The organism is Roseibium sp. (assembly GCF_048260565.1).
Lineage (GTDB): Bacteria > Pseudomonadota > Alphaproteobacteria > Rhizobiales > Stappiaceae > Roseibium.
In genome coordinates, this window is the sequence record NZ_JBLXGP010000009.1 from 127,726 (window position 1) to 153,724 (window position 25,999).

The window sequence follows — 25,999 nt, forward strand, 5'->3', positions numbered from 1 at the left end:
CCCGTCGAGACTATTGAGCTCCGCTGCCTGCCGTGATGAGCCGGGGCTTGCGCAGGCTTGCGATGCCGTCGTCTTTCGGTGTGTGCGCCAGGGCTGACTGTCGGCTGCGACGCAGTTGCGCCGCATAGTCCGTCCCGAAATAGATTTCGGAAAGCATGATCGCCACATCGACCGCGGCCAGATGGGCTTTCCTCTGCTTGCCGACGGTCTTCCCCAGATCCGTAATCAGGGACCGGGTCACGATTTCCAGGGTCTGCTCAACCGCCTGGCGCGTGCGCTTGCCGACATCATTGACAGCAAAGGTCTGGGATGCATTGCGCACCATGACGACCACACGCAAAGACCTGACCGCATCGTCGATGGACACCTGGTCCTGATCCAGCGTGCCTTCCTTGGTCCACTTGGGAACCTGCAGAGCCCGGCGCACGGCGCCATGGGCATTGTTCAGTTCGCGGGTCACAACTTCGGAAATATTGCGCTTCGTTCCCGAAAGGCGCTTGTGCCAGTCGCCCGTCTGCGTCAGGTCCATATCCAGTTCCACGCCGCGCACGAGGCTGTGGTATTCGGAAAGCGCCTGGGAAAAGGCGACCGGGTCCGGATTGTTTTTCCGGTGCTCCAGAGCCAGAACGTTCAGCCTTTCCGCCTCGCTCATGACGACGTCGACGAAAGGCGCGAATTGCGAAGTGCTGATCAGCTTCGGATCGTTGGTTCGGGCCAGGCGGCCGGCAAAAGTGCATAGCGCCGACGGTGTATCCGCCCGCTCCAGAAGAGCCGCTGCCACGACCGAAATATGATCGGGATACTTCGCCGAACATTTGTCGACCAGATTGAGGACGTCGGTATCGATTTTGATACGGTTCTCGCTGAGGGTTTCCGGAACCATGTTCAGGAACGGCATCAGCCAGCGCTCGGCGGCCAGGATCTTGTGAATGTCCTTCAGATCCGCAATGCCGCGCTCACCGCCCATCTCGATGGACAAACGGCGGCGCTCCTTGTCGGACGAATCGATGCGTTCGAGGGCGGATCCGACGGCATCGACGGCCCTTCGGCGCAGCGCATGAACGAAATTGTCGAGCCTTTCCTCGCTGACCGTTTCCTTTTCGGCCTCCTCCAGAACCCGGCGGACATCGCCCGGAAGCACATCCCGGCCGATCCATTGCCAGACCCGCTCCAGATTCGGCCGGTAGACCCGGCCCTCCTGACGGGTGGGAAGATCCTCGTTGATCAGGAATTCGTCCAGCGGCGTGAAAAACATCCGCTGAACCTGATTGCGGCGAAGGGCGCCGCCGCGGGTGACTGCCTCCGCGGCCCCTCTCGGATCGCGCAGAAGCTTCAGGGAGGCAGACAGGATCAGCTCGAGGTGAGGGTCTTTCAGCCCGGAATCTCGGGATTTCTCCAGCTTGCGGACAAGATTTTCCACCGCCTGCGGACTAAGTCCCTGCAGGTATGTGGTGATCTTGTTGGTCAGCAGTTCCGTTTCAGTCATGATCCGCGATCGGTCGGACTATTCCGATTACATCGCACCCTAAAGGCAGAACGCTTAAACAAAGGTTGAAGGAATTCTTATCACTTTCCCAAAGTGGGAGCGAAAGTCGCTTGTCGCGCAATAGCTTAACGGATAATCCTGCCAAACCCGGATGGTTTTACAGGAATTGCAAGCGGTTATTATCGGACCTGCCGGCTCAGCTCAGGGTACGCCACGAGCCGTCATCTTCCTGACAGGCCGTGCCGCGGGCCGTCATCATGGCGCCGTTAAGGGTCATCTCGTGGGTAAATTCGCGGCAAGAGGTATCGTTGACCTGATAGACCGGTCCGGGACGAACCTGTCCGCTACGGCCGGTTTTGTCATTCTCCCAGGAAACAGCCACACCGACGCCATTGGCGCGCAATGCGCGCCGCTGGGCTTCGGCAGCCGCCCTTCGGTCGGAAGCATCCAGAGACTGGCCGAATTCGTTGCTCTGTAAAAGCGCGATCGCCGCACCTGCTTCGCTCCGTCCGACCGCCCCCGGCGAACCGGTGGCGGAACTCCAGAAGCCCAGGTCATGGCTCCCCGTCCCGGGCGTGCTGCTGCAGGCAGTCAGGCCGGCCAGGATAAGAACGAGCACAGATGTGTTGCGCAGGCGCATGCATCACTCCGTCGATCTGCGGCCGGTTTACAGAATCACCGACTCTCGATCATGGTTTAGGCGACGTTTATGGCTGAACTTGGCCCATAATGGTAAATTTTCGCCACATTATTCGTTTCGCCGCAATTAAAATAGGCGTGAGCCTGTTTCGATTAAAGGGCCGGAAGCACCAGACGGGTCTTCAGTCCTCCGATATCGGCCCGCTCCAGTTCGAACCGCCCGCCGTAAAGGGCGGCAAGGTCGGCCACGATGGACAGGCCCAGACCCGTACCCGGTACCGTCTCGTCCAGACGGCGTCCGCGCTTGACCGCTTCCTTCCGCTCCTCCTCGCTCAGCCCCGGACCGTCATCCTCGACCACCAGTTCGAACATAGACCTCGCGGAACCGCCTTCGTTTAGCACCTGAACCTTGACGGTCACTTGCGAGGATGCCCACTTGCAGGCGTTGTCGATCAGATTTCCGGCCATTTCCTCCATATCCTGTTGTTCGCCGCGAAACCGGATCCCGCCGGAGATGGACGCCCCCACCTCGATGCCGCGGCGCTGGTAGATCTTGTCCATGGCCCGCACGAGGCGGTTCAGGACAGGCTCGACCTCGCAGGAAACGCCGATGACCCGCCGCTGCGCGGCCATCCGGGCGCGCTCCAGATGATGCTGGATCTGGGTCGACATGACGGCTGCCTGCTCGCCGACCTTGTCGGCCAGCGGCCCCGGATTGGCCCGCGCCTCGTTGGCGATCACCGAAAGCGGCGTCTTCAAACCATGGGCCAGGTTGCCGACATGGGTGCGCGCGCGCTCCACGATCTCCCGGTTCGACAGGATCAGGGCATTGAGTTCCACGGCCAGCGGCGCGATTTCGCGCGGCAGGTTTTCATCGATACTCTCCGCATCGCCCATACGCACCGCGGACAGGGATGCGCGCAGGCGGGACAGCGGCCGGAGGCCGACGCGCACCTGCAGGAAAATCGCCCCGATGAGGCCCACACCGAAGATCAGCAGCGTCAGCCCGACCTGGCGCGCAAACTGGCTGACCTCCTCCCGGAAGCCTGCCGTTTCAGCGGCGACGGCGATCACGTAAGGAACGTCTTCGATGGTGATCCGGCTTTGAAGAAAACGAACTTCCTCGTTCCTGGGGCCTTGCGCGAACCCGCTCAGACTTTCCCGATCGCCCAGCGGCGGCATGGTCAGCGGATCGCCGACAAGCGACGGAGACGCAAACAGGATATCGGTGCCATCCGCCTTGCGAACGGTCCAGTACCAGCCGGACAGCGGCAGGGAAAACCGCGGTTCGGGCAGGTTTTCCGGCCGTTTCACACCGGGTGTGGCGCTTCCCGTCGTTTCGGGCGACACCATTTCGCCGATAATCGTGTTCAGATGGACTTCCAGCTGCGAATCGAAGGCACGCTCGCCCGCCGCCCGGTAGAGCCCGACGAGAATGAAGCCCGCAATGACCAGGGCGAGCGTCGACCAGACCGCCGCAACAAGCACCAGCCTTCCGGCAAGAGACCGCTGACGAACCGAAGCAGGCGCATCACTCTCGGTCTGGGGTTCAGCCGTCAACGGCCTCTCCAAGCCGGTAGCCGAGACCGCGGATGGTTTCGATCATGTCCGATCCGATCTTCTTGCGCAGCCGTCCGACGAAGACCTCGACCGTGTTGGAATCCCTGTCGAAATCCTGTTCATAGAGATGCTCGGTCAGTTCGGTGCGCGAAATGACCTTGCCCTGGTGATGCATCAGGTAGGACAAGAGCCGGTATTCATGACTGGTCAGCTTGATCGGTGTTCCGTCCACGGTGACACGCCCGGCGCGCAGATCGAGGCGTACCGTGCCGCAGGTGATTTCGTTGGAGGCATGACCAGCGGCCCGACGCACAAGGGCGCGCACGCGCGCGAGCACTTCCTCCATGTGAAAGGGCTTGGCGACATAATCGTCGGCACCGGCATCTATGCCCGCCACCTTGTCGGACCATCGATCGCGCGCCGTCAGGATCAGGACCGGCATGGCCCGCCCGTCCCGGCGCCAGTTTTCCAGCACAGACAACCCGTCGAGGGTCGGCAAGCCGAGATCGAGAACGACCGCATCATAGGGTTCGGTATCCCCCAGGAAATGCCCCTCCTCGCCGTCATGGGCGGTATCGACCGCATATCCGGCCTCCGTCAGCGCAGTGACGAGCTGGCGGTTGAGGTCGGCATCATCTTCGACAACAAGAATTCGCATATCGTCTTTTCTCACATGAATGTTCGAACCGTGAGGAACTGTAGCCGGAGCCGTGGCGGAAATATGTGATCTCCGCCACAGAGTTCGCTCCGGATGTCAGCGGCTGGCGTTGACGGTTTTGGTCACCACCTGGCCGTTTATCCTCACGGAAAGGCGATAGACATAGCCGCCGCCCTGCTGGCAGAGCTCAGCCTTGACGATTTCGCCGCCGGCGGCCCCTGCGACCGATCCGAGCGACTTGGCCTTTCCGCTTGCCACGGCTTCGCGTGCCTGTGCCTGGGACAGGCACTGGGCATTTGCCGGCGCCGCAGCGGCAAGCATCAAGACCAGAAAGATCATTAGACGTTTCAAGGGACACATCCCTTCAGTTACGGTTTCTGTCCGCCGGCGACACGACTTCCCCAGCGATGTTGGCTTCTTTTTAAACAGGGCCAACTGAATGCAACATGAACACGAGGTTCATCCGGCGTGCAAACGTAAAATCCTTCCCGATTTGCGGAAGCCGGCAAAACAGCATTAAGCTTCTCCATCGGAATTCGTGACAAGCGCCGACTATCGCTGAAACCGCCAGGGCCGACCAGACAGGAGCTTTGAGACCATCGATGCCGCATTCGTGGAAAAGACAAGGACGTACAGTTTTCGGCAAGTCCCTTGTCCTGTTGGCAGTCGCGGGCCTTGTGTCCACAATGACGCCGAAGACAGCCGCTGCCTGCCCGCTCGCCCTCATCGTCGCTATGGACGGTTCCTCCAGCGTCGACGCCCGCGAACATGCGCTTCAGCTTCAGGGGCTGGCCCTTGCGCTTCAGGATCCGGAGGTTGTCGACGCAATTTCCGCCGTCGGCGGTATCTGGTTTTCCAGCTTCGAGTGGAGCGGACGCTACCAGCAGGTCATCCAGGTGGACTGGTCCTTTCTGGACGGCGCGGAAAGCGCGAAAGCGGCGGCAGACAAACTCGCCCGGTCCAGACGCGGTTTCAACGAATTCCCGACGGCCCTCGGCTACGCTCTCGGATATGCAGCGGTTCATCTGAACAAGGCCCCGGAGAAATGCGCGCGCCAGGTCATCGACGTGGCCGGCGACGGGGTCAACAATGAAGGCTTCGGTCCGGCCAGTGCCTATCACGCCTTTCCCTTCGAGGGGATCGTCGTCAACGGACTGGCCATCAAGGGCGCCAAACCGGATCCGGTCGCCTATTATCGCCATAGTGTCATTCGCGGCCCCGGATCCTTCGTCGAGGTCGCCAGCGGATTCGACGATTATGCCGATGCCATGAAACGCAAGCTGCTGCGGGAAGTCGGAACCAGCTACTACACGGAGCTTCAGCCCGGTACGGCCGGTCACGACCTGCGGTAGCCCCGTTCCTCCATCTTCCGGTAAAAATCCCTGAGGGTTGTGCCCGGCTCGGCGCGGAACGTATCGCCGGTCTCGGTCATGCCGGCGATCCGGTCGAGACGGAACATGCGGAAATCCTCGCGCAGTTCGCACCAGGCAACCAGCGTCCACACCTTGCCCCAGAACCACAGTCCGAGGGGGCGGACCGTCCGGTCCGTTCTCGCCTCGCTCGCATCGAGATAAGCCAGGGTCAGCCGCTTCCGCAGATCGGCCGCCTCTTCCAGGCGATCGATCCGCTCGCGCACCTCCGGTGTCATTTCCGGTGCGAATGCGTGGACTTCCACCTGATTGCTTCGGGTACGCGCCTTGTCCGGCAGGACGGCGTCGATCTTGATCAGCGCCTCTTCGGCGGCCCGCGCCATGTCTGCTCCCCCCCAGGCGCGAATAAGGCGGGCGCCCGCGACCAGGGCCACGATCTCGTCGCGGGAAAACATCAGCGGCGGCAGGTCGTAGCCGTCGCGCAGGATATAGCCGACCCCGGCTTCACCATCGATGGGCACGCCGGACGACTGCAGATCTGCGATATCCCGATAGATGGTGCGCTCGGACACTTCGAGCCATTCGGCCAGCTGCCGGGCGCGGACGAGCCGGCCGCCGCGCAGATACTGCACGATCTGAAACAGGCGGTCGGCACGTCTCATCAGAACTTCCTTACGACTGGAACAGGCCGACGGAGTTGCCGTCGGGGTCGAGGCCATAAGCGAAACGTCCGGCGGGGATGGCGATCGGGTCGGAAACGATTTCGCCGCCGGCCTTCACGAAACGCTCCATCGTCGCTTCAAGGGTGTCCGGGCAAGTCAGATGAACGGTCGGACCCGTTCCCTTCGCCGGCGGTTTTCCGGGATAAAGGTGCCCGGCACGCCCCTTGCCGTCGGCAGTCGGAAACATGGCCATGGGATTGGGGCCCATATCTTCCCTGATCAACTCGGTCTGGAAGACATCGTTATAGAAGGCGGTGGCCTTGTCCAGATCGGTAACCGGCAATTCGATCCAGACGGTGAAATTATCGGGTTTGAAAGTCATTGTTGGTCCCTCGTTCGAATGACGACGAGGAAAAGATACCGCCGCCCTCCTGACAGCCTTCTGTCAGGAGCGTGTCAGCACGTCCAAAATAGCTAACTGGTCTCAAGCCGCGAGAAACCGATCGTCTTCGGCAAGGGCTTCCATAAACTCCACCCCGACGCCTATGCCTGTCTCACGCACGACCCGGGCCTTCAGCTCGCGTTTGTCGGGCAGGATGAGCGTAACGTTCTGTCCGACCCCGATACCATCGATATCTATGACTTGCGCGCCGGTCCTGCTTGTGTCGACCACCCGAGCCTTCCTGACTTTGCCCGAAGCATCTGCGATACCGATGTCGCCGGACCTGGCAATGCGGAGCGCCTGACGCCGGTCCTCGACATCCCGCGCGACGTCCTCCAGAAAGCTTTCCACATCGGAAGCCAGACCCTTGCTCGACTCCGAAACCATGAAGGTGGCCGTGTTTACCGTGCCGGACTCGCCGCGTGTCTGTTGGATGGCTTGCGTAACCACATCAATGTTGGTTGCTGCGCTATTCGTGCCGTCGGATGCCCGGCGGGCCGCTTCGGCGATTTCCACCGTGGCGGCCTGCTGCTGATCGACGGCGCTGGCAACCGCCGTTGCAAGTTCCCGCATTTCACCGACCTTTTCGGTGATATTCGTGATCGAGGAAGCCGCGTCGCGGACCGAGGTCTGGATGCCCTCGATCCGGGTCGATATTTCATCCGTCGCCCGGGAGGTCTGTTCCGCCAATTGCTTCACTTCCGAAGCCACAACGGCAAACCCGCGGCCGGCCTCGCCGGCGCGCGCCGCCTCGATGGTCGCGTTGAGCGCCAGAAGATTGGTTTGTTCGGCAATGTCGCGGATCAGATTGATGACACTGCCGATGTGTTCGGCCGCTTCCGACAGCGCAGCCACATTGCGGTTGGTCGTCTCGGCAGCCTCCACGGTGTCCGTGACGATACGGCTGGTCGTGTCGGTCTGTCGGGCGATATCGCGGACGATTGCGGCCATCTCCTCTGCCGCAGCCGCCACCGTACCGACATTTTCCGACGCACTGGAGGAAGACATGCTCGCGGTAGCGGCCTTGTCGGCAAGGCTGTCGGCGAGGTCATCCAGAACCGTTGCGCTGGTACGCATCATGTCGGTCTGGGACGTCATGGAAGACAGGCGGTTCGACATGGTTTCCCGGAAACCGCTGATCGACTTGTCGAGATGCGATTGACGCTGGCGCTCCTTATCCCTTTCGCCACGTGCCCTGATCTCCAGCTTGTTCCGCTGGATCGCATTCTCGCGGAAGATGGCGACCGCGCGAACCATATCGCCGATTTCATCGGTTCCGCCCTTATCTTCCAGCCCGATATCCGTCTTTCCGGCCGCCAGACGGTTCATGGCATTAACGACAGCCCTGATCGGACGTGTGACGGTTCTTGAAGCAAAAAAGCCGAGCAATGCGGATACGGTCAGCAACAGGGTTCCGGCCAGAAACATCCGGTTCCTCGTTTCCAGTGCCGGCGCGATCGCTTCCTCCACTGTCTGCGCCGCGACGATGACATAAGGAACACCCCTGTAAGTGAAGGCTTCAGCGTCCATCACCAGTTCGGCATCGCGGAAAAGCTTGCCGTTGCCGAAAGCAGATGCGTTGGAGAAGGCCGTCTTAACAACCTCATCATCCACCCTTGTCTTCAGAATGTCGTTCACATCGGTGGTGAAGCGAGAATCATTGCGCATCAGGAAGTCCGCGCCGACGAGGACAAGTTCGCCCGTTTTCCCCAGGCCGAAGTTCTGTTTCAGGAGCCCGTTGAAGCGATCAATCGGCATCTGGAAGGCTAGAACACCGACCACCTTCCCTGTTCCGTCATGGATCGCATGGGCCATGAACCCGGCCGGAGCACCAGCGCTCGGCGCGTAGGCCTGAAAATCCTTGAATGAAATGGCGTTCGCGTCGTCGGCGCCCAACGCTTCCCGGTAGACGGCCCCCAGATCGGTCTCAGCCCATTGGCCGCCACCTTTCATAAAATTGGTTGCGTAGTCCGGTTCCTTAAAAACGCTGTAAACCAGATTGCCGCCCGTATCGAACAGGAAGATGTCGTAATATCCCTGATCCTGCATGAGCCTGCGAAACCAGGGGTGATATTTCGCATGGATGTCATCGTAGCCGGACCCGGTCTGTCCCCTGTCCAGCTTCTGTTTCTCGCCTGCCGGGTAGGGATTGTCCTTGACGTAGGCCTTCACCAGTTCCGTTGACGGTTTGCCGCCCATCTGCTCCCAGAACTGCCAGGTCGCGGCGAACTCCTTTACCGCCGCAACCGTCCCTGGATGTTCCGCGGTCAGAATCAGCTCGTTTTCAATACGGTGGAGGTAATCCGTAATCTGATCCCGTCCTGTGGTCGCAGCTGCCTCAAGACGCGCCTCCGTCAGCGAATTCAGTTCAAAACGCGCCGTGAAATAGCTCGCAACTCCGACCCCGATCGCGACAATTGCTGCGACACAGACGACCAGCAAAGGAACTTTTATGGACAGACGCAAATTGGTGAACATTCCGAACTCCCGAGACACCGGCATTCCCTGCCGAATAACCTAAAGGGAGAAGAGTTAATCCAAGATGTAACGTTCTATTTTTCAGAAAAAATCAGCCTTCCTATAAACTATTATTGATAATAATACTAATGACAATCTATTTTATTGCAAAAATTATCAGTGCAACAATATTCAATCTTCCACCACTTGAAATCAAACTCCGAATCCTTGTTTTCGCTTGAGAACCAATATTGAGATCGATCTCGTTTAAGGACGACCAGCGGTCGAAGTCCAGGATGCCTATTCGCCAATTGAACCCGTCAGGAGATTTTCAAAATTTTTTTCCATAAAACCTGCTTTTTGATCTGCCTCAAGGTGGTACACCACCGGCATCGCCATGTTGGAACACGAAAAGGAGACAACGTATATGAGTCACGTTCCCCACGAACTGCATGAGGAATTTCCCGAGCACGCGGATGCGCTGCATGCCTTGAAGACAAGCAACGCCCATTTTGCGAAGCTCTCTGACGAATATCACAACGTGAACCGCGAAATTCACCGGATCGAAACCGACATCGAACCGGCTTCGGATGAGGCGCTGGAAGACTTGAAGAAACAGCGTCTACATCTGAAGGACGAGATCGCAGCCCTGTTGGCAGCGACCGAGAGCACCGGCTCCTGAGCCCCTCCTTTTCAGGCCGGTGTTGGAGCCCGCGTCGTCCCCGTCCGACGGCGCGGGCCACTTTTTAAAGGGGGGCATTCCGCAGTCGCCCGCATCCCCGGAATCATCATTTCACTTCCGATCCCGTCCGCCGGGACAAACGCCGGTCCAGGCAAAAAAAGCCGGGCTCTTGAACAAGAACCCGGCGTTAGTCTTGGGAGGCATGGGCAACACAAACGCTGTGTTGACTGCACTATGGACCCCACAGCTTACGCGAAGCTTACGCAGCGACAGATGGAACACTCCGCTTTCCGAAAAGGTGAAGCCCGCTGTGGATCCGACTTCAAGTGCCGGTGAGTCAGGTCGAGCGGAAAATGATTTAATTTTCCTGATCACCTCCCTGATTTCCCGAACCTTTTCCCATTTCCTGAAAAACTGATTCAACGCGCTGGCAAACCGATTCAAGTGGTTAAGACGTTGATTCAATCGATTCCGGGCTGTCATGATCGCCAATTGAACGAAACACCAAAGGCGTGACCGGCATCACATCCGGCAAACCGGATCCCGCCTAGGGTCTTTTCATCAACGGAGGAGAGACCCATGTTCCACACCCTCATCACATCGGCGATCATCGCCTTTGCCGCCCTCGCCCCGGTCGCGCCGTCGAGCGAACAATAAAAGGCCAAGCCATTCGTCTAGCCTTGACGAGCAATTATTTGCAATGGCCGCACCATACTGCCTTAAGCTCTTAGGTGGCTTCCACATACCCTCCAAGACTTGATTTCGATGGTTCAATGAAGGACTTTTCAGAAGCTCCTGAAGTCGGCATCCGGGTTCTGAATGACCGCCAATTTTGTCTTCGAAAGGCTCATGATCGGGATTCCCCTCCTGGGGCTCATAGGCCTGATCACTGGACTCGCACTATGTTTCCGCTACCCGGACAAAAAGCTGTTTTTGTTCCTGATATCGCCTTTGAGCTGCATACCCTTGGGCATTTACGCGGGATATTTTCGTAACGAAGTTCCTGATGCAGAACCCTTTCTCTATTCATTTCTGGCTCTTCAAATCGCCTTTCTGGCATTTCTCATCTACTGGATAAAAGCAGCGCGCCCCCCGGCGGTATTTCTGGCGGTCGCGTCGATTATCTATGCCTGGATAAATGCGTTCTTTGCGGGAATGATGCTTACTGGAATATGGCTCTAGGCCGGGACATCCGCTAAAGTTCTGTTCGCCTGTACTTCCATGCGCCCGCTCAGCCGAAATGCGCGGCGACCTGCCTCTGGTGCGGGTGGCTACGGTGTTCGAACAGATAGATGCCCTGCCAGGTGCCGAGTGCCATCCGGCCGTTCATGACCGGGATCGATAGCGACACCGGCAGCAACGCCGCCTTGATATGGGCAGGCATATCGTCCGGACCTTCCAGCGTGTGGACCAGATAATCCATGGACGGATCATCCGCCGGTGGAACGAGACGTTCAAGAAAAGCTGACAAATCGCGCTGCACGTCCGGATCGGCGTTTTCCTGGATCAGCAGGGAACAGGACGTGTGGCGGACGAACAGCGTGAGCAGACCGTCCCGCGCGCGCTCGTCCTCGAGCCACCCGGCCACGGTCCCGGTGAATTCGTAGAGGCCTGCCCCACGGGTTTGAAGCGCGAATACGGTCTGCATAGTGTTGTTCAAGCCCTTGCGTGCCCGGTTTTGAAAGCGTCAGGTCGGAACTTAGTTTGTGCAAAATTTGGCTTATAACGCTCAACTCGACGGATAACTTACGATTTTCCTCATCCTATGCTATGTAATAATTATAATTTATTATACTTTAAATATATTTACTTCATTGTCATTATTAGCATTCTTAAAAAAATATATAGCCAAATATGAACAATGAAATAGTCCCTAGTATTGAAATAATCCAAGTTAATATTTCTACCCAACCCTCCAATCGCCCCTTGAATGGGTATTTATCTCTGATTTTTTTAAGAATTGTCTCCCAACCAAGTTCACCTCCAACGATACTCTCTTCCATGCTTCTAATGTAGGCACCGAGCACCATGGTTCGGCTCATTATTGCCAACCATCTAAGTAATCCAATGATTGTAAATACCACCGGTATGGCCAATGTAATCTTCATATAGAATGAATCAAATGGTGGATTTCTTGTAAATACCCATGCATATATCGCTGCCAAGCCAACAAATGTTTGACTTTCTACCTTGCGTCTTTCGGATATTTGAATTTCTATCTCCCGTCGCAATGCATTAAATTCAGCTGTAAGGTAGGCACTTCGCACAGCCTCCTTAGACAATTCAAGCTTTGCTCCAGTCGGCTGCTCTTCGGACAAAATGAACTCCGAATAAATTCAATCAATTCAGATTAATCTTTCTTCAGATCTAAACTAAATAAACTTGAAGATCAATGTTATGTATTTTTACGTTGTTAATTCTGTATTTGCGATCGGTTTAGGATCAAATATTTTCAGGCAAAGTGACGGAGGAAGGCCGTACATGGGAAATCGCGCCCAGAATGGAGGTTAATCCAACCGAACAGAGTCGCTAAACTCATCCGTTGCACTTTCGAAAGACTTTAACGCTAGAATCATCATCAAAGACCGATTGCCAGGATCCCGCCTCAATGCTCCAGCCCCGCTATGCCGTCTTTTTCGGCCTCCTTGTTCTCACCGCCGTCTTCTTTCTCCTGATGCTGGCGGTGAATATCCATTTCCTGTGGCCGTTGGCGTTCGTTGCGGTCCTCTCCGTTGTCGGCATCCACGACCTGGTCCAGACGCGTCACTCGATCCTGCGCAACTACCCGGTGATCGGCCACTTCCGCTTCATGTTCGAGGCGATCCGGCCGGAAATGCGGCAGTACTTCTTCGAAAGCAACCAGGACGGCAGGCCGTTCTCACGTGAAAGACGGTCCCTGGTCTACGACCGGGCCAAGGATATCGAGGGCAATGTCCCCTTCGGCACCGAATACGACGTCTATGACGACGACTATTCCTGGGTGAACCACTCGATTGCACCCAGCGGTCACAACGACAGCGATTTTAGGGTCACCGTCGGCGGACCCGACTGCACCCGGCCTTATTCGGCGTCGCTGTTCAATATTTCCGCCATGAGCTTCGGGTCTCTGTCGGCCAACGCCATCCTGGCGCTCAACACCGGCGCCAAAATGGGCGGCTTTGCCCATGACACCGGAGAAGGCAGCGTCTCGCGCTATCACCGGCAGGGCGGAGGCGACCTGATCTGGGAGCTCGGCTCGGGCTATTTCGGATGCCGCGCCGATGACGGCACCTTCGATCCCGAGAAGTTCGAGGCACAGGCCAAGAGCGATCAGATCAAGATGATCGAGATCAAGCTCAGCCAGGGGGCGAAACCCGGCCATGGTGGCGTCCTGCCCGCTCCCAAGGTTACCGAAGAGATTGCGGAGGCCAGAGGGATCCCGGTCGGTGTCGAATGTATTTCACCAGCCGGGCACTCGGCCTTTTCCACTCCGCTGGAGCTGCTGGAGTTCATCGCCACCTTGAGAAAGCTTTCGGGCGGCAAGCCGATCGGCTTCAAGCTCTGCCTCGGCCACCGCTGGGAATTCATGGCCATTGCCAAGGCCATGCTCCAAACCGGTATCAAACCCGACTTCATCGTGGTCGACGGGGCCGAGGGCGGTACCGGTGCGGCGCCGGTGGAATTCACCAACCGGCTCGGCACGCCGCTGCGTCAGGGCCTGACCTTCGTGCACAACGTTCTGGTCGGTACCGGGCTGCGCGGCGATATCCGGATCGGCGCAAGCGGGAAGCTGATCAGCGCCTTCGACATCGCCGGCGCCCTGTCGCTCGGCGCCGACTGGATCAACTGCGCCCGCGGCTTCATGTTCGCGCTTGGCTGTATCCAGTCGCAAAGCTGCCACACCAACTGCTGCCCGACTGGGGTCGCGACCCAGGACAAGAAGCGGCAGGAGGCGCTCGTCGTCCCGGACAAGGCAACCCGCGTCTTCAACTTTCACCGCAATACCCTGAAAGCGGTCGCTGAGTTCACCGCCGCCGCAGGTCTTCATCACCCGAAGGAATTCAGGCCCGAATTCATCTATCTGCGGGAAGGCCACCGCCAGGTCCTGCCGGCAAGTGCCGCCCTGACATGGCTGCGTGAAGGTCAGTTGCTTGAAGACGACGATATTCCCGGGTTCACCACCTACTGGATGATGGCCCAGGCGGAAAGCTTCGATCCGCTCAAGACGGTCTCGCAGATCAAGCAGGCTGACGACTGACTACCTGAAGGGCTCGTCTGTCCGTCTCAGAAGGCAGCGGGATGACCTGACCGTTTTTTGCCCAGCCGAGGACCGTTACTTGCACTGCAGACGTTTCCGACCTTGTCGCTTCAGGCCGCCAATTCGACCACAGATTGAAATAAAAAAACCTGCCTTTCGTAGAATTACCACAGTCCAGGCTTCGAAAAACGTATTTGTTTACAATATGTTTTTAACAAATCAGCCTTTTTCCCTGAATTTTTCATGTTTTTGATGAATGCGGGATCGACAAGAATTCATTTTTTCTTAAAATCAATTACGTGATGCACCGCACCCTCCCATGCGGCGCCACAACAAACAGGACCAAACCACACATGCTGTACACTGCCTACGTGGCCGTGTGCCTTGCATCTGTACCGGTCCAGGACTGCAATCGAAATACGGCGCTCGACTGGATGGTGGCGCCGGGGCAGCATTCCCTGTCTTATTGCATGGTCCATGGACAACAGTACGCCGCCACGTCCGGTATCGTTCACGACGGCGAAATTGTGAAGGTTTACTGCAAGGCGCCCAGCCAGTTCAAAACGACCGGCTAGCCGGCTGCTTCCCTGACGCCACAAAAAATCCGGACTGCCTGTCAGGCGGTCCGGATTTTAATCTTCACGAGCAAAGGCGACAGCGCCGACATTTCGCCTATATGAGCGTCCTGGACGCGTCACGGACCTTGTTCATGGCCAGTTCGACGCTGTTTGTGGAACCGGAAATCTCCGTCAGGTTCTGGGTGATCGACTGGACGCCTTCCGAGGCCATCTGCATGTTGCCGGAGATTTCCTGGGTTACCGTCGACTGTTCCTCGACGGCGCTGGCGATCCCGGAGGAAATGTCGCGGAGTTCCCGGATGATCTCCCGGATGGAGGCAATAGCCTCTTCGGAGTTTGACGTGGAACTCTGCACGGATTCGATCTGCCCCCGAATGTCTTCGGTCGCTCTGCTGGTCTGTGACGCAAGGCTCTTCACCTCCGACGCCACCACCGCGAATCCCTTTCCTGCCTCCCCCGCACGGGCCGCCTCGATGGTGGCATTAAGGGCGAGCAGGTTGGTTTGATTGGCAATGCTTTCGATCAGTTCGATCACCTCGCCGATCTTCTGGGAGTCCTCGGCGAGCCTCGACATGATCCGGCTTGAGCTATCGGCCTTGTCGACCGCACTTTCGGAAATCTTCATTGCCTGCGTCACCTGCCGGCCGATCTCCTGGATCGAGGCCACCAGTTCCTCGGAGGCTGCCGCAACCGTCTGAACGCTCGAGGCCGCCTGCGTTGACGCGCTGGAGGCACTTGCCGCCTGACCATTGGTCTTCGTAATGGCGTCCGCCATGGAAGCGAGTTCCCCGTCGATTCCTTTCTGCACCTCGCGGCGACGCAACCGCTCCTTCATCTGGTCCGTGATGTCGATTGCGAATTTGATCACCTTCCGAGGATTGCCCTTCGTGTCGAAGATCGGATTGTAGGTCGCCTGGATCCAGACCGGCTCGCCATTCTTGCCGATGCGCTTGAATTCGCCGGATTGGAATTTTCCGTTTCGCAATTCTTCCCAGAACGATGCGTATTCCTGTCCCGTACCCTCGGCGGGATCCACAAACATCCTGTGGTGTTTGCCCTTGATTTCATCAAGTCGATACCCCATCGCCGACAGGAAGTTGTCATTCGCGGTAATGATTGAGCCATCAAGTTCGAATTCGATGACAGCCTGCGAACGACCGATGGCATCAACCTGCCCCTTGATTTCGGCTTCAAGCTCCTTTTCAGCGGTCGTGTCGGCCGCAATCTTCACCACCTTGACCACTTTTCCGGACGAATTGAGGACCGGGTTATACGAACCCTGCACCCAGACGTCGCGACCGCCCTTGGCGATACGTCGGAACTCCGCGATCTGATGCTTTCCCTGTCTCAAAGCTTGCCAAAAGGCAACATATTCCGGGCTCGCAGCATATTCCGGATCGACAAACATACTGTGCTGCTGTCCCCGGATCTCTTCCAGGCCATATCCCATGATCTTGAGGAAATTCTCGTTGGCCGTGAGGATGGTCCCGTCCGGTTTGAACTCGATTACCGCATTGGATTGACCCAAAGCCTTCCAGATAGCATCTACTTCACTTCTGAGCATGGAACTCAATTTCATAATTCCCTCGGCGCCTAGAGGATTACCTAACGCGGGACATATACTCGCTCGCACATGACGTAGAGTATCTAATAATTATATCTAAGTTTAAATTTGTTTAATTTGAGGGTCCTTATGTATAATTATATGAAACATTTATCAGAAGTAGAATTATTGTAAAATCAACCTATGGAAGAAAAATAAAGGCTGACGGAAGCCTCAGGACACAGCGACATCAGAACAAGAATGGCCGGTTTCAGGTCGAGGCAATTTTAAACGGACGGAAGCAAACGCCAGGGGACATCCAATGCAACAGCCGTTGCGATCCCGCCACCCGAAGGGCGGCTGACTTGCCACACGAAAAACGATGTGCGGCCGACTTTACCCCTCGTCGTTCCTGCGGCCATCCGGCGCCGGAATCTCGTCGGGCCAGGTCACGACATGATCCTCGTATTCTTCAATCGACACGCCCGCTTCGCTGATCGCTCGACCACGGACGGAAATTTCCGCTTCGTGGACCGTCTCCGGATTGCCCGAAACCAGCGGGTGCCACCAGTAGAGATCCCTGCCCTCCCGCACGAGACGGTAGGCACAGGTCGGGGGCAACCAGGTCAGTGTATTGACTTCCTCCACCGTCAGCTGGATGCAGTCCGGCACCGTTTCGGCACGGTTGTCGTAATCCTTGCAGCGGCAGGTGTCGCAATCGAGCAGTTCGCAGGCGACGTCGGTCCAGACGATCTCGCCGGTATCCCAGTCTTCCAGCTTGTTCAAGCAGCAGCGCGCGCAGCCATCGCACAGCGACTCCCACTCCGCCTGGCTCATTTCTTCCAGACGCTTCACTCGCCAGAACGGCGGTTCCTCGGGATTTTGCGGCAAGCCAATTGATTTCATCTGCCGTTTCTAGTTCCTTTACGGTAAAACCTTGAGCGCGAAGTACCATTGATTTGACAGCGCCAGCAAGCAGGATCCGATGGCAAGCGACGACAAGTCCGGAAAAGAACTGCCCGACGGAACATCGGCTCCGGAGGTGCGTCCTGGCGACCGGCGGCAGGAAAACCGCCTGCCGGACCCGGCGAGGCCGTCGCGCAGACGGTCGCTATCGATGTTTTTCCTGTCGGCGGACGCCTGGGTCGACACCTTTCTCTGGCACCTTCTGGCCACCCTCCGCCGCGGCTATGAGCGGTATGATGTCTTCCTGCGCCGGTTTCGTGCACGCGGCATCTGGCGCATGCTCAACGAACTTGCCTGCGACGGCCTCACTTACGGCCTGGCCGGGCTGGTGGTGATGCTGGCGTTCGCCCAGCCGGCGATGGAGGCGACACGCCATTCGGACTGGCGCACGACCGACGATTTCGCCGTGACCTTCCTCGACCGCTTCGGCAAGGAGATCGGCAAGCGCGGCATCGTCCTGAACGATACGGTGCCGCTCGACGAGATACCCGACAGCCTGATCAAGGCGACGCTTGCCACCGAAGACCGGCGTTTCTTTTCCCATATCGGCATCGATGTCATGGGCACTTTCCGTGCGATGGTGGAAAATGCCCGCGCCGGCGGTGTTGTCCAGGGTGGATCCACGATCACGCAACAGCTCGCAAAGAACCTGTTTCTGTCCAACGAACGGACACTCGCCCGCAAAATCAAGGAAGCCTATCTGGCGCTCTGGCTGGAGGCGAACCTGACAAAGCAGGACATCCTGAAGCTCTATCTCGACCGGGCCTATATGGGCGGCGGCGTGTTCGGTGTGGCGGCGGCGGCGGACTTCTATTTCAACAAGAACGTCCGTGAATTGACGCTAGCGGAAAGCGCCATGCTGGCCGGCCTCTACAAGGCACCGGCCAAGTACGCTCCGCACATCAACCTGCCCGCGGCGCGCGCGCGCGCCAATGAAGTTCTGACCAACATGGTTCAGGCCAGCTTTCTGACCGAGGGACAGGTGATCGGAGCGCGGCGTCATCCGGCCGTCGCCGTGGACCGGAGCCAGGATCAGTTGCCGGAGTATTTCCTGGACTGGGGACTGGAAGAGGTGAAGAAGCTCGCCCGCAGCCGTCCCGCCCTGGCACGGGACCGGATCGTCACCGTCCGGACCACGCTGGATCCTGCCTTGCAGAAACAGGCGGATCTCGCCGTGGAAACGGTCCTCAGGGAAAACGGCAAGGCCCGCGATGTCGGTGAGGCAGCCATGGTCGCCATGCAGACGGACGGAGCGGTGGTCGCGATGGTCGGCGGGCGTTCCTATGGCGAAAGCCAGTTCAACCGGGCCGTCTATGCCCTGCGCCAGCCCGGATCGTCGTTCAAGCCCTTCGTCTATATCACCGCCTTCATGAACGGCTACACCAAGGACAGCATCGTACCGGACGCGCCGCTTTGTATCGGCAACTGGTGCCCGCGTAACTACGGCCGCAGCTATCGCGGCGCGGTGAGCCTGAAACTGGCGCTAACCAAATCGATCAATATCATCCCGGTGCGCCTGGCTCAGGCGATCGGCCGCGAGAAGATCATCGAAACCGCCTATGCGATGGGCCTGACCCACGAACTTGAAAATGTGGTGACGTTGCCGATCGGATCGTCGGAAGTTTCGGTGGTCGATATGGCCGGGGCCTACTCCGTTTTTGCAAATGGCGGCTACAAGGCAACGCCCTATGCAATACTGGAGGTCAAAAACACCAAGGGCGAAGTCCTCTACGACCATGACCAGGACGAAGCAGCGCCCAAGCGTGTGCTGCCGGCCGACAAGGTGGCTGAAATGAACGAGATCCTGGTCAATGTGGTCGAGGCCGGAACCGGGCGTAGAGCCAGAATCGATGGTGTCGTGGCCGCCGGCAAGACCGGCACCACGTCCGCCTATAGGGATGCCTGGTTCGTCGGCTATACCGGCAACTTCACCACCGCCGTCTGGATGGGCAACGACGACTTCACATCCACCCGAAGGGTAACCGGCGGCAGCCTCCCTGCCATGGCCTGGCAGAAGTTAATGGCCTATGCCCACGAGAACATCGAACTGGCGCCGATGCCGGGTGTGGATGCGGAAAGCCTGAAGCGCACACCGGTCGCAAAGACGAATGAGGACGATGACACGCGTGCCCAGCCACGTCTGCTGAACCGGGAAACCCAGGAGTTCCTGGAGACGATCGGCAAGGAGCTGAAAGCGCTCGAACCGGTGGCAGCCGTCACCGATCCGCAGAAGGCGGCTCATTCGGCAACCAGCGTGGCGGCCGTGCAATGACGGCTCCCCTGAAGCAATTCAGTGAGGCGGACTGGTACGAAACCGACCTGCCGCCGATCCTGAGGCCGCAACGTCCGCGGCCCTTGAGGGCGCTGGCGATCCTTGCCCTGGTTCTGTTTTCCGGCTCGCTGATCGGGATTTCTTCCGCCTATTTCATCATCGAGCGGGAACGCCCGCTGATGGCGGTCCGGATCGGTCCGTGGGAAACCTATCCTTACGCGGGAACGGCGGAAGCCGATCCCTACTCGGTCGCCATCTACACCCGAGGCGCGAAAATCCCGCTCGCATCTGGGGAAGGCGTGGATCTGATCGCCCGTACGGACAGCGCCGGCGATACGCTTCGGCCCATGTGCCGTTACCGCATTCACGGTCAGACGCCCACCGCGCGCCTGTGGACGCTGACGGCAACCAACGGCTCCGGACGCCTGGTGGAAACCATGCCGGAAAGAAGCAACCTCACCAGCCGGCAGTTGCTGCGCGAACCGGACGGACGTTTCGAGGTCATTGCGTCCACCACACCCCAACCTGGCAATTGGCTGCCGCTCGCCGAAGCCCCCTTCAGCACTGAAGGACTGCGTTTCAATCTGAGGCTCTATGACGCTCCGGTTTCGACCGGCTCCGCGCTCAGAGGCGTTGCCATGCCCATTATCGACAGGATCGACTGCCTATGATCCCGTCCCGCCTGACCCGGCCGAATACCCCCTTATACGACTTTGCCAGGTTCCGCGGAGCCCGGCGTGGCGTTTCCGGAAAACTGATCGTCGGACTTCTGGCGGTCCTGTCTCTCGCAGCCGTCGTCCATATCCTTGTGGTGCTGACGATCCCGCAAAACGCCACTCACAGCGCCTACAGCAATGCAGCCCGGTTCGGACCGGACCGGGCATTCAATCTGCTGCCGGACGTGGTTCCCGGCGGGGAGCCTCTGCCGGGACTGGACCCGGCCATGAAACATGCCCTGTGCCGCTACCAGCTCGATGACGGTCCGGTCCTGTTCACCGCCAGCATCCCGGTTCCATTCTGGTCGATGGGGCTTTTCAATACGCGGGGCGACACCGTCTACAGCCTGAACAATCGCACCGCCGGCTCCGAAACCCTGTCCATGCTGGTCCTGACAACGGAACAGCTGTCGATCCTGCGCGAGAACCCGCCGGAGAACCTGGACGAACTGATCGTGATCGAAACCGAAGACACGGAAGGCTTCGCCCTGTTGCGCGCCTACGTGCCTCATCCAAGCGAGGCGAAACAGGTCGGCAAGGCGCTCCAGGCCGCAAGCTGCGGACTGCTGAGGTAGGTCACGGTCTCATAAATGGGTCCATGGCCTTGGACCGATCCGCTATCCTACTTCACCGGCGGCGGACGTTCGGTGCCCCAGCCGGTATAGATCCTGGATCTTTTCGGCTTCTTCTCCAGGCCGTAACGGTTTTCGACCTGACAGCCGTTTTCGGCCAGGATTACTTCGGTTTCCATCTTCTTGATGGCCGTGTTGACCTGCCAGAGACGGTCACCGGACGGGGTTTCGATTTCCAGGCTGTCGAGTGCGGTCCGGTAGGCCTTGATCCGGTACCGAAGGGCCTGTGAGACCCATTTGATCATGACCTGGTTTTCCCAGACACGGGCCTTTGCACCCGCGTACAGCTCCTCGGTCGTCAGTCTCTTGGCCTCCAGAGCGCGAATGCGCTCCCTGTCGGCATCGGTAACCCTGAGCGCGACCTCGCAAAAGGGCCAGACCAGCTTGGTGTCGCCCTTGGCGTCGGCGGTGATCCGGTCGTAGCGGGCGTCGCTCGACTTGAACTTGTCGGATCTGAGGAAGATGTAATAGAGGTCCGGCGGAACACGGCCCTCCACCTCGGGCAGAACACGCGTCCGGGACAATTCCACGACCGTTCCGCCGATCCAGTCCTTCGTCCATGGGGGACGGATCAGGGTCCAGCCGCGATCCCGCAGCAGCTTTTCGTCATTGGTGTAATTGAATTTGGAAACCGGGTCGCCGCGATTGCGCGCCGCCAGTTCACCGGCCTCGGGCATGACCCTGTCATGGATGACCGATGGCCGCGCCCGGTCGAAATCTCCGGTCGGCCGGGAGCATCCGGCAGCCAGTGCACACAGAAGCGCTGCCGTCACATGGGCGTAGCGCGTGAACCCGGATCTGACCGGCTCCCGCTTCGTCAGGCGCGCAGAGCCCGCCTGGCCCATATTTTTCATGCCCATCGGGCGGTCTCCGCACGTTGGCCAATACGGCCTGATGTCGACCGGAGACTTGTTATCCGTTAATCGCGATCGGGAACGGCAGGTCCGGCCTTATGACCGATGGTCCCGATTCGCGCCGACAGATCAAGTGCCAACCTCTCGTAACGCACACCGGGAAAGAGGATAACCTCTCCGCGCTGTTCCGGCCCGGACGAGCCGGCGCTGCCGGGATTGCTCCTGACGCGCGAAGCGGGCCTCGGCGCGGACGCGAAATCCAACAAGGTGCCCATCGTCTACTCCTTCTGTTCCGAGCCGGCATATTACGGAGCCGGCATGGGTCAAACGGGCGACGCATTACTCCTGACGGATCAATTAGGAGTTCCTCAGGGTTAACAGGATGCTAACGCTTTCATTCTAATTTGCAGAAACAGAGCCGGAAGGCCGACTTGTCATTTTGTTGTGCGTAGACGAGTATCATGAAACACAAGCCGTTTCTTTCAGAGGCAGAGCCTCAATCTCCCGATCATCGACGCGCAAGGTCCGCCCCGCCGACAGGCGACGGTCTGCTGCTCAGCGCAGTGGAACTTTTCGTCGGCGTTGAAAAGCACGACCGGAAAGAAATCACAGTTTTTCAGGAACTTAGCGAAAACCTTCTGCCTCAGACTTCCGACCGGGACAGACGCCGGATCGCCTGCCTGCTGGTCCGCCATCCCGATACGCCCGACAACATCCTTGCCCGGCTCGCCGGCGACCGCGATCCGCTGACGTCCTATCCGGTGCTACGCCATGCCCCCACGATACCTGAGGATATCCTCATCATGCAGGCGGAACGGGGACCGGACAGCCTGCGCCGGGCCATCGCGGACAGGACCAGCTTAAGCGAATCGCTGGTCCATACCCTCGCCTCCCATGGCGGCCCCGACATTATCCGCATGCTCATGGAGCGTGATGACGTCTCTCTCGAGCGGCAGCTCGTCGGTGCCGTCGAAGGCCGCGGCGAGATCATTGCCGAGCTGGGAGAAGACCTGGCCGCCCGTGGCGCCCTGAATGCCGACCGGCTGATGTCGAACTTCCCGCATCTGACCCGCGAACTGAAAGCCGAGGCCATCGCCTGCGCCGAACTGGCCAGTCTTGTCGAATCGGCAAGCCGCGGTCCGGGCCGTGCGCCCAGACCGGTATTCAAGGCGCATCTCCTGGACATGCTGCATAAATCGGCCATGACCGGGTCGGCCGGTCAGTTCGCCACCGACCTCTCCTTCACCCTCGGCCTGCCGGAAGCGACCGCCGCCCGCATGCTCTTGGAACATGGCGGCGAAGCGCTCGCCATTGCCTTCAAGGCACTTGGCTTCGACGAGGCCCGGACCGCATCGTTGCTGATCCGCCTGATCGGCGAGACCCACTCCCTTGCCGAGATCCGGCGCCTGCTACAGATCGCCTCGAATATCAGCGACGGCGCCGCCCGCCTGATGGTGCGCCGCTGGGTTGCCAGCGACACCCTCGGCCTTCCCGCGGGCAGTCCCCTGCCGGTCTACCAGGATGCGAAACGGACAGGCGCCATCCCGGCTTCGCTGCCTGCCCGGGAAGAGGCCGGGACCATGGCGGAGTTCAAAAAGCAGGCGTAAGCGGGCTTCTCCGGCCGATCAGGATTTCGGACCGTCGTGCATCGCGGTGTCCTTCATGATGATCTCGCGGTGCGGATACGGAATGCCGATCCCGTTTTCCTTGAAGGCGTCCCAAAGGGCGAGAAGCACCTGGCCGCGGACGTTGGTCAGGCCTTTCTGAGGATCGTCGATCCAGAAGCGCAGGACGAAATCGAGCGACGAGTCGCCGAAGCCGGTCAGCCAGCAGACCGGCGACCGGCCGGCATCGACGCGTGAAACGGTTTTGGCGGCCGCGATTGCCAGCTCGGAAACCTTGTGGGGATCGGCGTCATAGGACACGCCGAATTCAACGTCGAGCCGCACCAGTTCGTCGCTGAACGACCAGTTGATCACCCGGTGGGTGATGAAGTCCTCGTTGGGAATAAGGTATTCGCGGCCGTCGCGCGTAACGACGGAGACAAACCGCGCCCTTAACTCCCGGATCCAGCCGAAGGTGCCTTCAAGGGAAATCGTGTCGCCCGGTTTGATCGACTTGTCGAGCAGGATGATGATGCCGGAGATGAAGTTGGAAATCACCTTCTGCAGGCCGAAACCGAGCCCCAGGCCGACCGCACCGGAAAACACGGTCAGCGCGGTCAGGTCGATGCCGACCGAGGACAGGGCCACGGTTCCCGCAAGCAGTATCAGGCCGATCTTGACGACCTTGCCGATCAGAACACGGATCGACGGTGTCAGTTCGTCCGATTTCTGCACCTGGTTATCGAGAAAACGGCCGACGCCTAAGGCCAGCCAAACCGCCACAAACAGGAACAGGGCGGCTTTCAGGACCAGCAGGACCGAGAGGCGCATCTGCCCCAGCGTCAGGGACAGGCTGTCCAGAAACGCGAAGCTTTCATCGTCCAGCCCCAGAACGACGAGCGCAACGTATATCCACGCAAGCCAGCTGAGCGTACGTGCAAGCAGGCGGTTGCGGATCACGCGCGAAAGAACGGAGACGAACAGCCAGGCGAACGACAGGGAAAATGTGATCGCAATGAAATGGCTGCGGCTCGGCCAGGTGACGCTGCGCATGACGGACAGCGCGATGAAAAGGAAAAAGGAAAACAGGATCCAGTCGATGCGCCGAAGCAATGCGATCACGATTCGCAGCAGACCGGGGTTGCCCTTGATCAGCCGCGCGCGTTCTTCCAGCTTCGGCTCGATACGCCAGCTCAGAACCTTCGCCACCAGGAACAGCACCGCGATGATGGCCGCCTGGTAGAAGAACCACGGCGTCAGCAGGTAGTCGAGCAGCGCCCGCACCCAGTACAGTACTTCGCCGATGAACCCCTGGAATTCCATTCGCAGCTTCCGATACACATGACACGTCGGGCCGACGGCCTCCAACCGCAATCCCTCTGAGTCATTTGATGTGGTCGAACATTAGCAACGATTTGGCTCACCGGCCAATTTCGCTGGTCCTTGCCTAGAACTTGAACAGCCCTTTCGCCGGATCTTCCTTGTCCTGCCCGGCCTCGTCGTCAGCCAGAGGCAGATCGACGGATCCGTCGCGAGCCTCGATCTCGACCACCCAGTAGTCCGGATCCATGCGCGCTTCGCGGACAAGGCGGCCGTCAATCCCTGTCCTGTCCGTCCGTTCCAGGATTCTTTCGAACAGCCGGCCATGGGGCTGGTCTGTAAACATTGCCTGGGGAGCCGGTCCGTAAAAATCGAATGTTCCGTCAAGCCGGTCCGCGACAATGAAGATCGCACCGGCTTCCGCGGATCCGCGTTTGGCGACAGCGGCGAACCCATTGCCCGTGAAGGTCTTGCGCACAAGGGCGCTTACGAAAAAATCGGATGTGACACGCATGCGAACCTTATGCCCCGAGCGACGGACGGCCTCCTCCGGTATGGAGGATCAGCCTCCGATCTTGCGGCCGCTAACGCTTTCCAGACGGGAGACGAGGTCCGGCGACACCTTACCGGTAATCGGCAGATCCCAGTTGAGCTGGAAGCGCTTGATCGCAATTTCCGTATTTTCACCCATGACACCATCGGCCTGCAAGGGGCCGTAGCCGAGATCCGAAAGCAGTTTCTGGATCTGGATGATCTGCGGATCCGCCGCGGGATCGGCCGCGACGGGATCTGTCTTGACCGTTTCCAGGATTTCGTCGGTGCTCGTGGACGGCTTTTCCCGCGGGACCGGAATTGCCCCGGAAACGGGAGCGTCCCCTTGCAATGTGATCCGTGCCAGCAAGGCTTCCGTCGGCTCGCCGGTTTCAACCTGCCCTTGCGCACGCTGATACATGCGGATGGCCTGTTCGGTTGCCGGACCGTTGATCCCGTCCAGCGGGCCGTTATAGAGGTCCCGGCGACGCAGAGCCGTCTGCAGATCGAGCACGAGTTGGGAGGCCTGTGGCATTGCCACGCCGCGGCGGCCATCCGGCTCTATCATCGCCGGCGTGTCATTGGCCCAGTCGCGTGTCATGAACAAGGGGGCGGGGTGGCGCCCCGACTGCAAACCGATGGCGTTGGCCACGATGAGACAACCGGTCAGCGCCATAACCACGGTGCCGCCCGCGGCAACCGGATTGTCACGGGCAAGGCCTCCGACGCGACCGGTCACGGAGCTTTCTTCTTCATGGTCCTGTTGACGGCGTTTCCGGCTCATGCGTCC

26 protein-coding genes are annotated in these 25,999 nt (G+C 59.0%); 9 read left to right on the forward strand and 17 right to left on the reverse strand.

What is annotated here, in order from left to right; translation table 11 throughout:
- Positions 1-10: 10 nt before the first annotated feature.
- The 5 genes from ACN0SO_RS18395 to ACN0SO_RS18415 all read right to left on the reverse strand — a co-directional run bounded on the left by ACN0SO_RS18395 (position 11) and on the right by ACN0SO_RS18415 (position 4,694).
- Positions 11-1,486 carry a hypothetical protein gene (locus ACN0SO_RS18395; protein WP_417680181.1) on the reverse strand — a complete coding sequence of 492 codons (1,476 nt, stop codon included), beginning with the start codon at positions 1,484-1,486 and terminating at the stop codon, positions 11-13.
- 196 nt (positions 1,487-1,682) lie between these two features.
- The gene (locus ACN0SO_RS18400; protein WP_417680182.1) at positions 1,683-2,126 is read right to left on the reverse strand and encodes an RT0821/Lpp0805 family surface protein; all 444 of its coding nucleotides are present in this window, start codon (positions 2,124-2,126) and stop codon (positions 1,683-1,685) included.
- A 152-nt stretch (positions 2,127-2,278) separates the two neighbouring features.
- Complete coding sequence (locus ACN0SO_RS18405; RefSeq protein ID WP_417680183.1) at positions 2,279-3,685, reverse strand: ATP-binding protein; 1,407 nt, start codon at positions 3,683-3,685, stop codon at positions 2,279-2,281.
- A complete protein-coding gene (locus tag ACN0SO_RS18410; protein WP_417680184.1) occupies positions 3,675-4,343 on the reverse strand; it encodes a response regulator transcription factor in 669 nt (222 codons plus the stop codon). The genes ACN0SO_RS18405 and ACN0SO_RS18410 overlap by 11 nt, the downstream gene beginning before the upstream one ends.
- Positions 4,344-4,439: 96 nt before the next feature.
- Complete coding sequence (locus tag ACN0SO_RS18415) at positions 4,440-4,694, reverse strand: PepSY domain-containing protein (protein WP_417680185.1); 255 nt, start codon at positions 4,692-4,694, stop codon at positions 4,440-4,442.
- A 335-nt stretch (positions 4,695-5,029) separates the two neighbouring features.
- Here ACN0SO_RS18415 and ACN0SO_RS18420 point away from each other — a divergent pair, with 335 nt between their 5' ends.
- On the forward strand, positions 5,030-5,695 hold the full coding sequence (locus ACN0SO_RS18420) for a DUF1194 domain-containing protein (RefSeq protein ID WP_417680186.1): 666 nt from the start codon (positions 5,030-5,032) through the stop codon (positions 5,693-5,695).
- On the opposite strand, the gene ACN0SO_RS18425 is transcribed toward ACN0SO_RS18420, so the two are convergent.
- From ACN0SO_RS18425 to ACN0SO_RS18435, 3 genes are all read right to left on the reverse strand, one after another.
- Positions 5,680-6,375 (reverse strand): helix-turn-helix transcriptional regulator, encoded by a 696-nt coding sequence (locus ACN0SO_RS18425; protein ID WP_417680187.1) that lies wholly within the window; start codon positions 6,373-6,375, stop codon positions 5,680-5,682. The two genes, ACN0SO_RS18420 and ACN0SO_RS18425, sit on opposite strands and share 16 nt — an antisense overlap.
- 10 nt (positions 6,376-6,385) lie before the next feature.
- Positions 6,386-6,757: a VOC family protein gene (locus ACN0SO_RS18430; protein WP_417680188.1), complete on the reverse strand. Its 372-nt coding sequence runs from the start codon at positions 6,755-6,757 to the stop codon at positions 6,386-6,388.
- A 102-nt stretch (positions 6,758-6,859) separates the two neighbouring features.
- Entirely contained in the window at positions 6,860-9,295 is a 2,436-nt protein-coding gene (locus ACN0SO_RS18435) for a methyl-accepting chemotaxis protein (protein ID WP_417680189.1), read from the reverse strand.
- 406 nt (positions 9,296-9,701) lie between these two features.
- Between ACN0SO_RS18435 and ACN0SO_RS18440 the strand changes: the two genes are divergently transcribed.
- Both ACN0SO_RS18440 and ACN0SO_RS18445 read left to right on the forward strand, forming a co-directional pair.
- Complete coding sequence (locus ACN0SO_RS18440; protein ID WP_417680190.1) at positions 9,702-9,956, forward strand: YdcH family protein; 255 nt, start codon at positions 9,702-9,704, stop codon at positions 9,954-9,956.
- 819 nt (positions 9,957-10,775) lie between these two features.
- Positions 10,776-11,138: a hypothetical protein gene (locus tag ACN0SO_RS18445; protein ID WP_417680191.1), complete on the forward strand. Its 363-nt coding sequence runs from the start codon at positions 10,776-10,778 to the stop codon at positions 11,136-11,138.
- A 49-nt stretch (positions 11,139-11,187) separates the two neighbouring features.
- On the opposite strand, the gene ACN0SO_RS18450 is transcribed toward ACN0SO_RS18445, so the two are convergent.
- Positions 11,188-11,604: a secondary thiamine-phosphate synthase enzyme YjbQ gene (locus ACN0SO_RS18450; protein ID WP_417680192.1), complete on the reverse strand. Its 417-nt coding sequence runs from the start codon at positions 11,602-11,604 to the stop codon at positions 11,188-11,190.
- Between the two features lie 184 nt (positions 11,605-11,788).
- Entirely contained in the window at positions 11,789-12,274 is a 486-nt protein-coding gene (locus tag ACN0SO_RS18455; protein ID WP_417680193.1) for a hypothetical protein, read from the reverse strand.
- Positions 12,275-12,564: 290 nt separating this feature from the next.
- On the opposite strand from ACN0SO_RS18455, the gene ACN0SO_RS18460 reads away from it, so the two are divergent.
- Both ACN0SO_RS18460 and ACN0SO_RS18465 read left to right on the forward strand, forming a co-directional pair.
- Positions 12,565-14,193, forward strand: a complete 1,629-nt coding sequence (locus tag ACN0SO_RS18460; RefSeq protein WP_417680194.1) for an FMN-binding glutamate synthase family protein — start codon at positions 12,565-12,567, stop codon at positions 14,191-14,193.
- A gap of 353 nt (positions 14,194-14,546) precedes the next feature.
- The gene (locus tag ACN0SO_RS18465; protein WP_417680195.1) at positions 14,547-14,768 is read left to right on the forward strand and encodes a hypothetical protein; all 222 of its coding nucleotides are present in this window, start codon (positions 14,547-14,549) and stop codon (positions 14,766-14,768) included.
- A gap of 97 nt (positions 14,769-14,865) precedes the next feature.
- Here the strand turns inward: ACN0SO_RS18465 and ACN0SO_RS18470 are convergent, their stop codons facing one another.
- Entirely contained in the window at positions 14,866-16,350 is a 1,485-nt protein-coding gene (locus ACN0SO_RS18470; protein WP_417680196.1) for a methyl-accepting chemotaxis protein, read from the reverse strand.
- Positions 16,351-16,710: 360 nt separating this feature from the next.
- Positions 16,711-17,220: a YcgN family cysteine cluster protein gene (locus ACN0SO_RS18475; protein WP_417680197.1), complete on the reverse strand. Its 510-nt coding sequence runs from the start codon at positions 17,218-17,220 to the stop codon at positions 16,711-16,713.
- A 79-nt stretch (positions 17,221-17,299) separates the two neighbouring features.
- Here ACN0SO_RS18475 and ACN0SO_RS18480 point away from each other — a divergent pair, with 79 nt between their 5' ends.
- The 3 genes from ACN0SO_RS18480 to ACN0SO_RS18490 are packed head-to-tail and all read left to right on the forward strand — an operon-like array spanning position 17,300 to position 20,843.
- Positions 17,300-19,552, forward strand: coding sequence for a transglycosylase domain-containing protein (locus ACN0SO_RS18480; RefSeq protein ID WP_417680198.1), 2,253 nt, complete (start codon positions 17,300-17,302; stop codon positions 19,550-19,552).
- Positions 19,549-20,223, forward strand: a complete 675-nt coding sequence (locus ACN0SO_RS18485) for a DUF1214 domain-containing protein (protein WP_417680199.1) — start codon at positions 19,549-19,551, stop codon at positions 20,221-20,223. The genes ACN0SO_RS18480 and ACN0SO_RS18485 overlap by 4 nt, the downstream gene beginning before the upstream one ends.
- Complete coding sequence (locus ACN0SO_RS18490; RefSeq protein ID WP_417680200.1) at positions 20,220-20,843, forward strand: DUF1254 domain-containing protein; 624 nt, start codon at positions 20,220-20,222, stop codon at positions 20,841-20,843. The genes ACN0SO_RS18485 and ACN0SO_RS18490 overlap by 4 nt, the downstream gene beginning before the upstream one ends.
- Positions 20,844-20,890: 47 nt before the next feature.
- On the opposite strand, the gene ACN0SO_RS18495 is transcribed toward ACN0SO_RS18490, so the two are convergent.
- Both ACN0SO_RS18495 and ACN0SO_RS18500 read right to left on the reverse strand, forming a co-directional pair.
- Positions 20,891-21,760 carry a hypothetical protein gene (locus ACN0SO_RS18495; protein ID WP_417680201.1) on the reverse strand — a complete coding sequence of 290 codons (870 nt, stop codon included), beginning with the start codon at positions 21,758-21,760 and terminating at the stop codon, positions 20,891-20,893.
- 59 nt (positions 21,761-21,819) lie between these two features.
- On the reverse strand, positions 21,820-22,029 hold the full coding sequence (locus ACN0SO_RS18500; protein WP_417680202.1) for a hypothetical protein: 210 nt from the start codon (positions 22,027-22,029) through the stop codon (positions 21,820-21,822).
- A gap of 186 nt (positions 22,030-22,215) precedes the next feature.
- Here ACN0SO_RS18500 and ACN0SO_RS18505 point away from each other — a divergent pair, with 186 nt between their 5' ends.
- A complete protein-coding gene (locus tag ACN0SO_RS18505; protein ID WP_417680203.1) occupies positions 22,216-23,361 on the forward strand; it encodes a DUF2336 domain-containing protein in 1,146 nt (381 codons plus the stop codon).
- 18 nt (positions 23,362-23,379) lie between these two features.
- On the opposite strand, the gene ACN0SO_RS18510 is transcribed toward ACN0SO_RS18505, so the two are convergent.
- The 3 genes from ACN0SO_RS18510 to ACN0SO_RS18520 all read right to left on the reverse strand — a co-directional run bounded on the left by ACN0SO_RS18510 (position 23,380) and on the right by ACN0SO_RS18520 (position 25,993).
- A complete protein-coding gene (locus ACN0SO_RS18510; protein WP_417680204.1) occupies positions 23,380-24,681 on the reverse strand; it encodes a mechanosensitive ion channel family protein in 1,302 nt (433 codons plus the stop codon).
- 124 nt (positions 24,682-24,805) lie between these two features.
- Entirely contained in the window at positions 24,806-25,192 is a 387-nt protein-coding gene (locus tag ACN0SO_RS18515) for a DUF1491 family protein (RefSeq protein ID WP_417680205.1), read from the reverse strand.
- 48 nt (positions 25,193-25,240) lie between these two features.
- Complete coding sequence (locus ACN0SO_RS18520; RefSeq protein WP_417680206.1) at positions 25,241-25,993, reverse strand: peptidoglycan-binding protein; 753 nt, start codon at positions 25,991-25,993, stop codon at positions 25,241-25,243.
- Positions 25,994-25,999 lie beyond the last annotated feature (6 nt).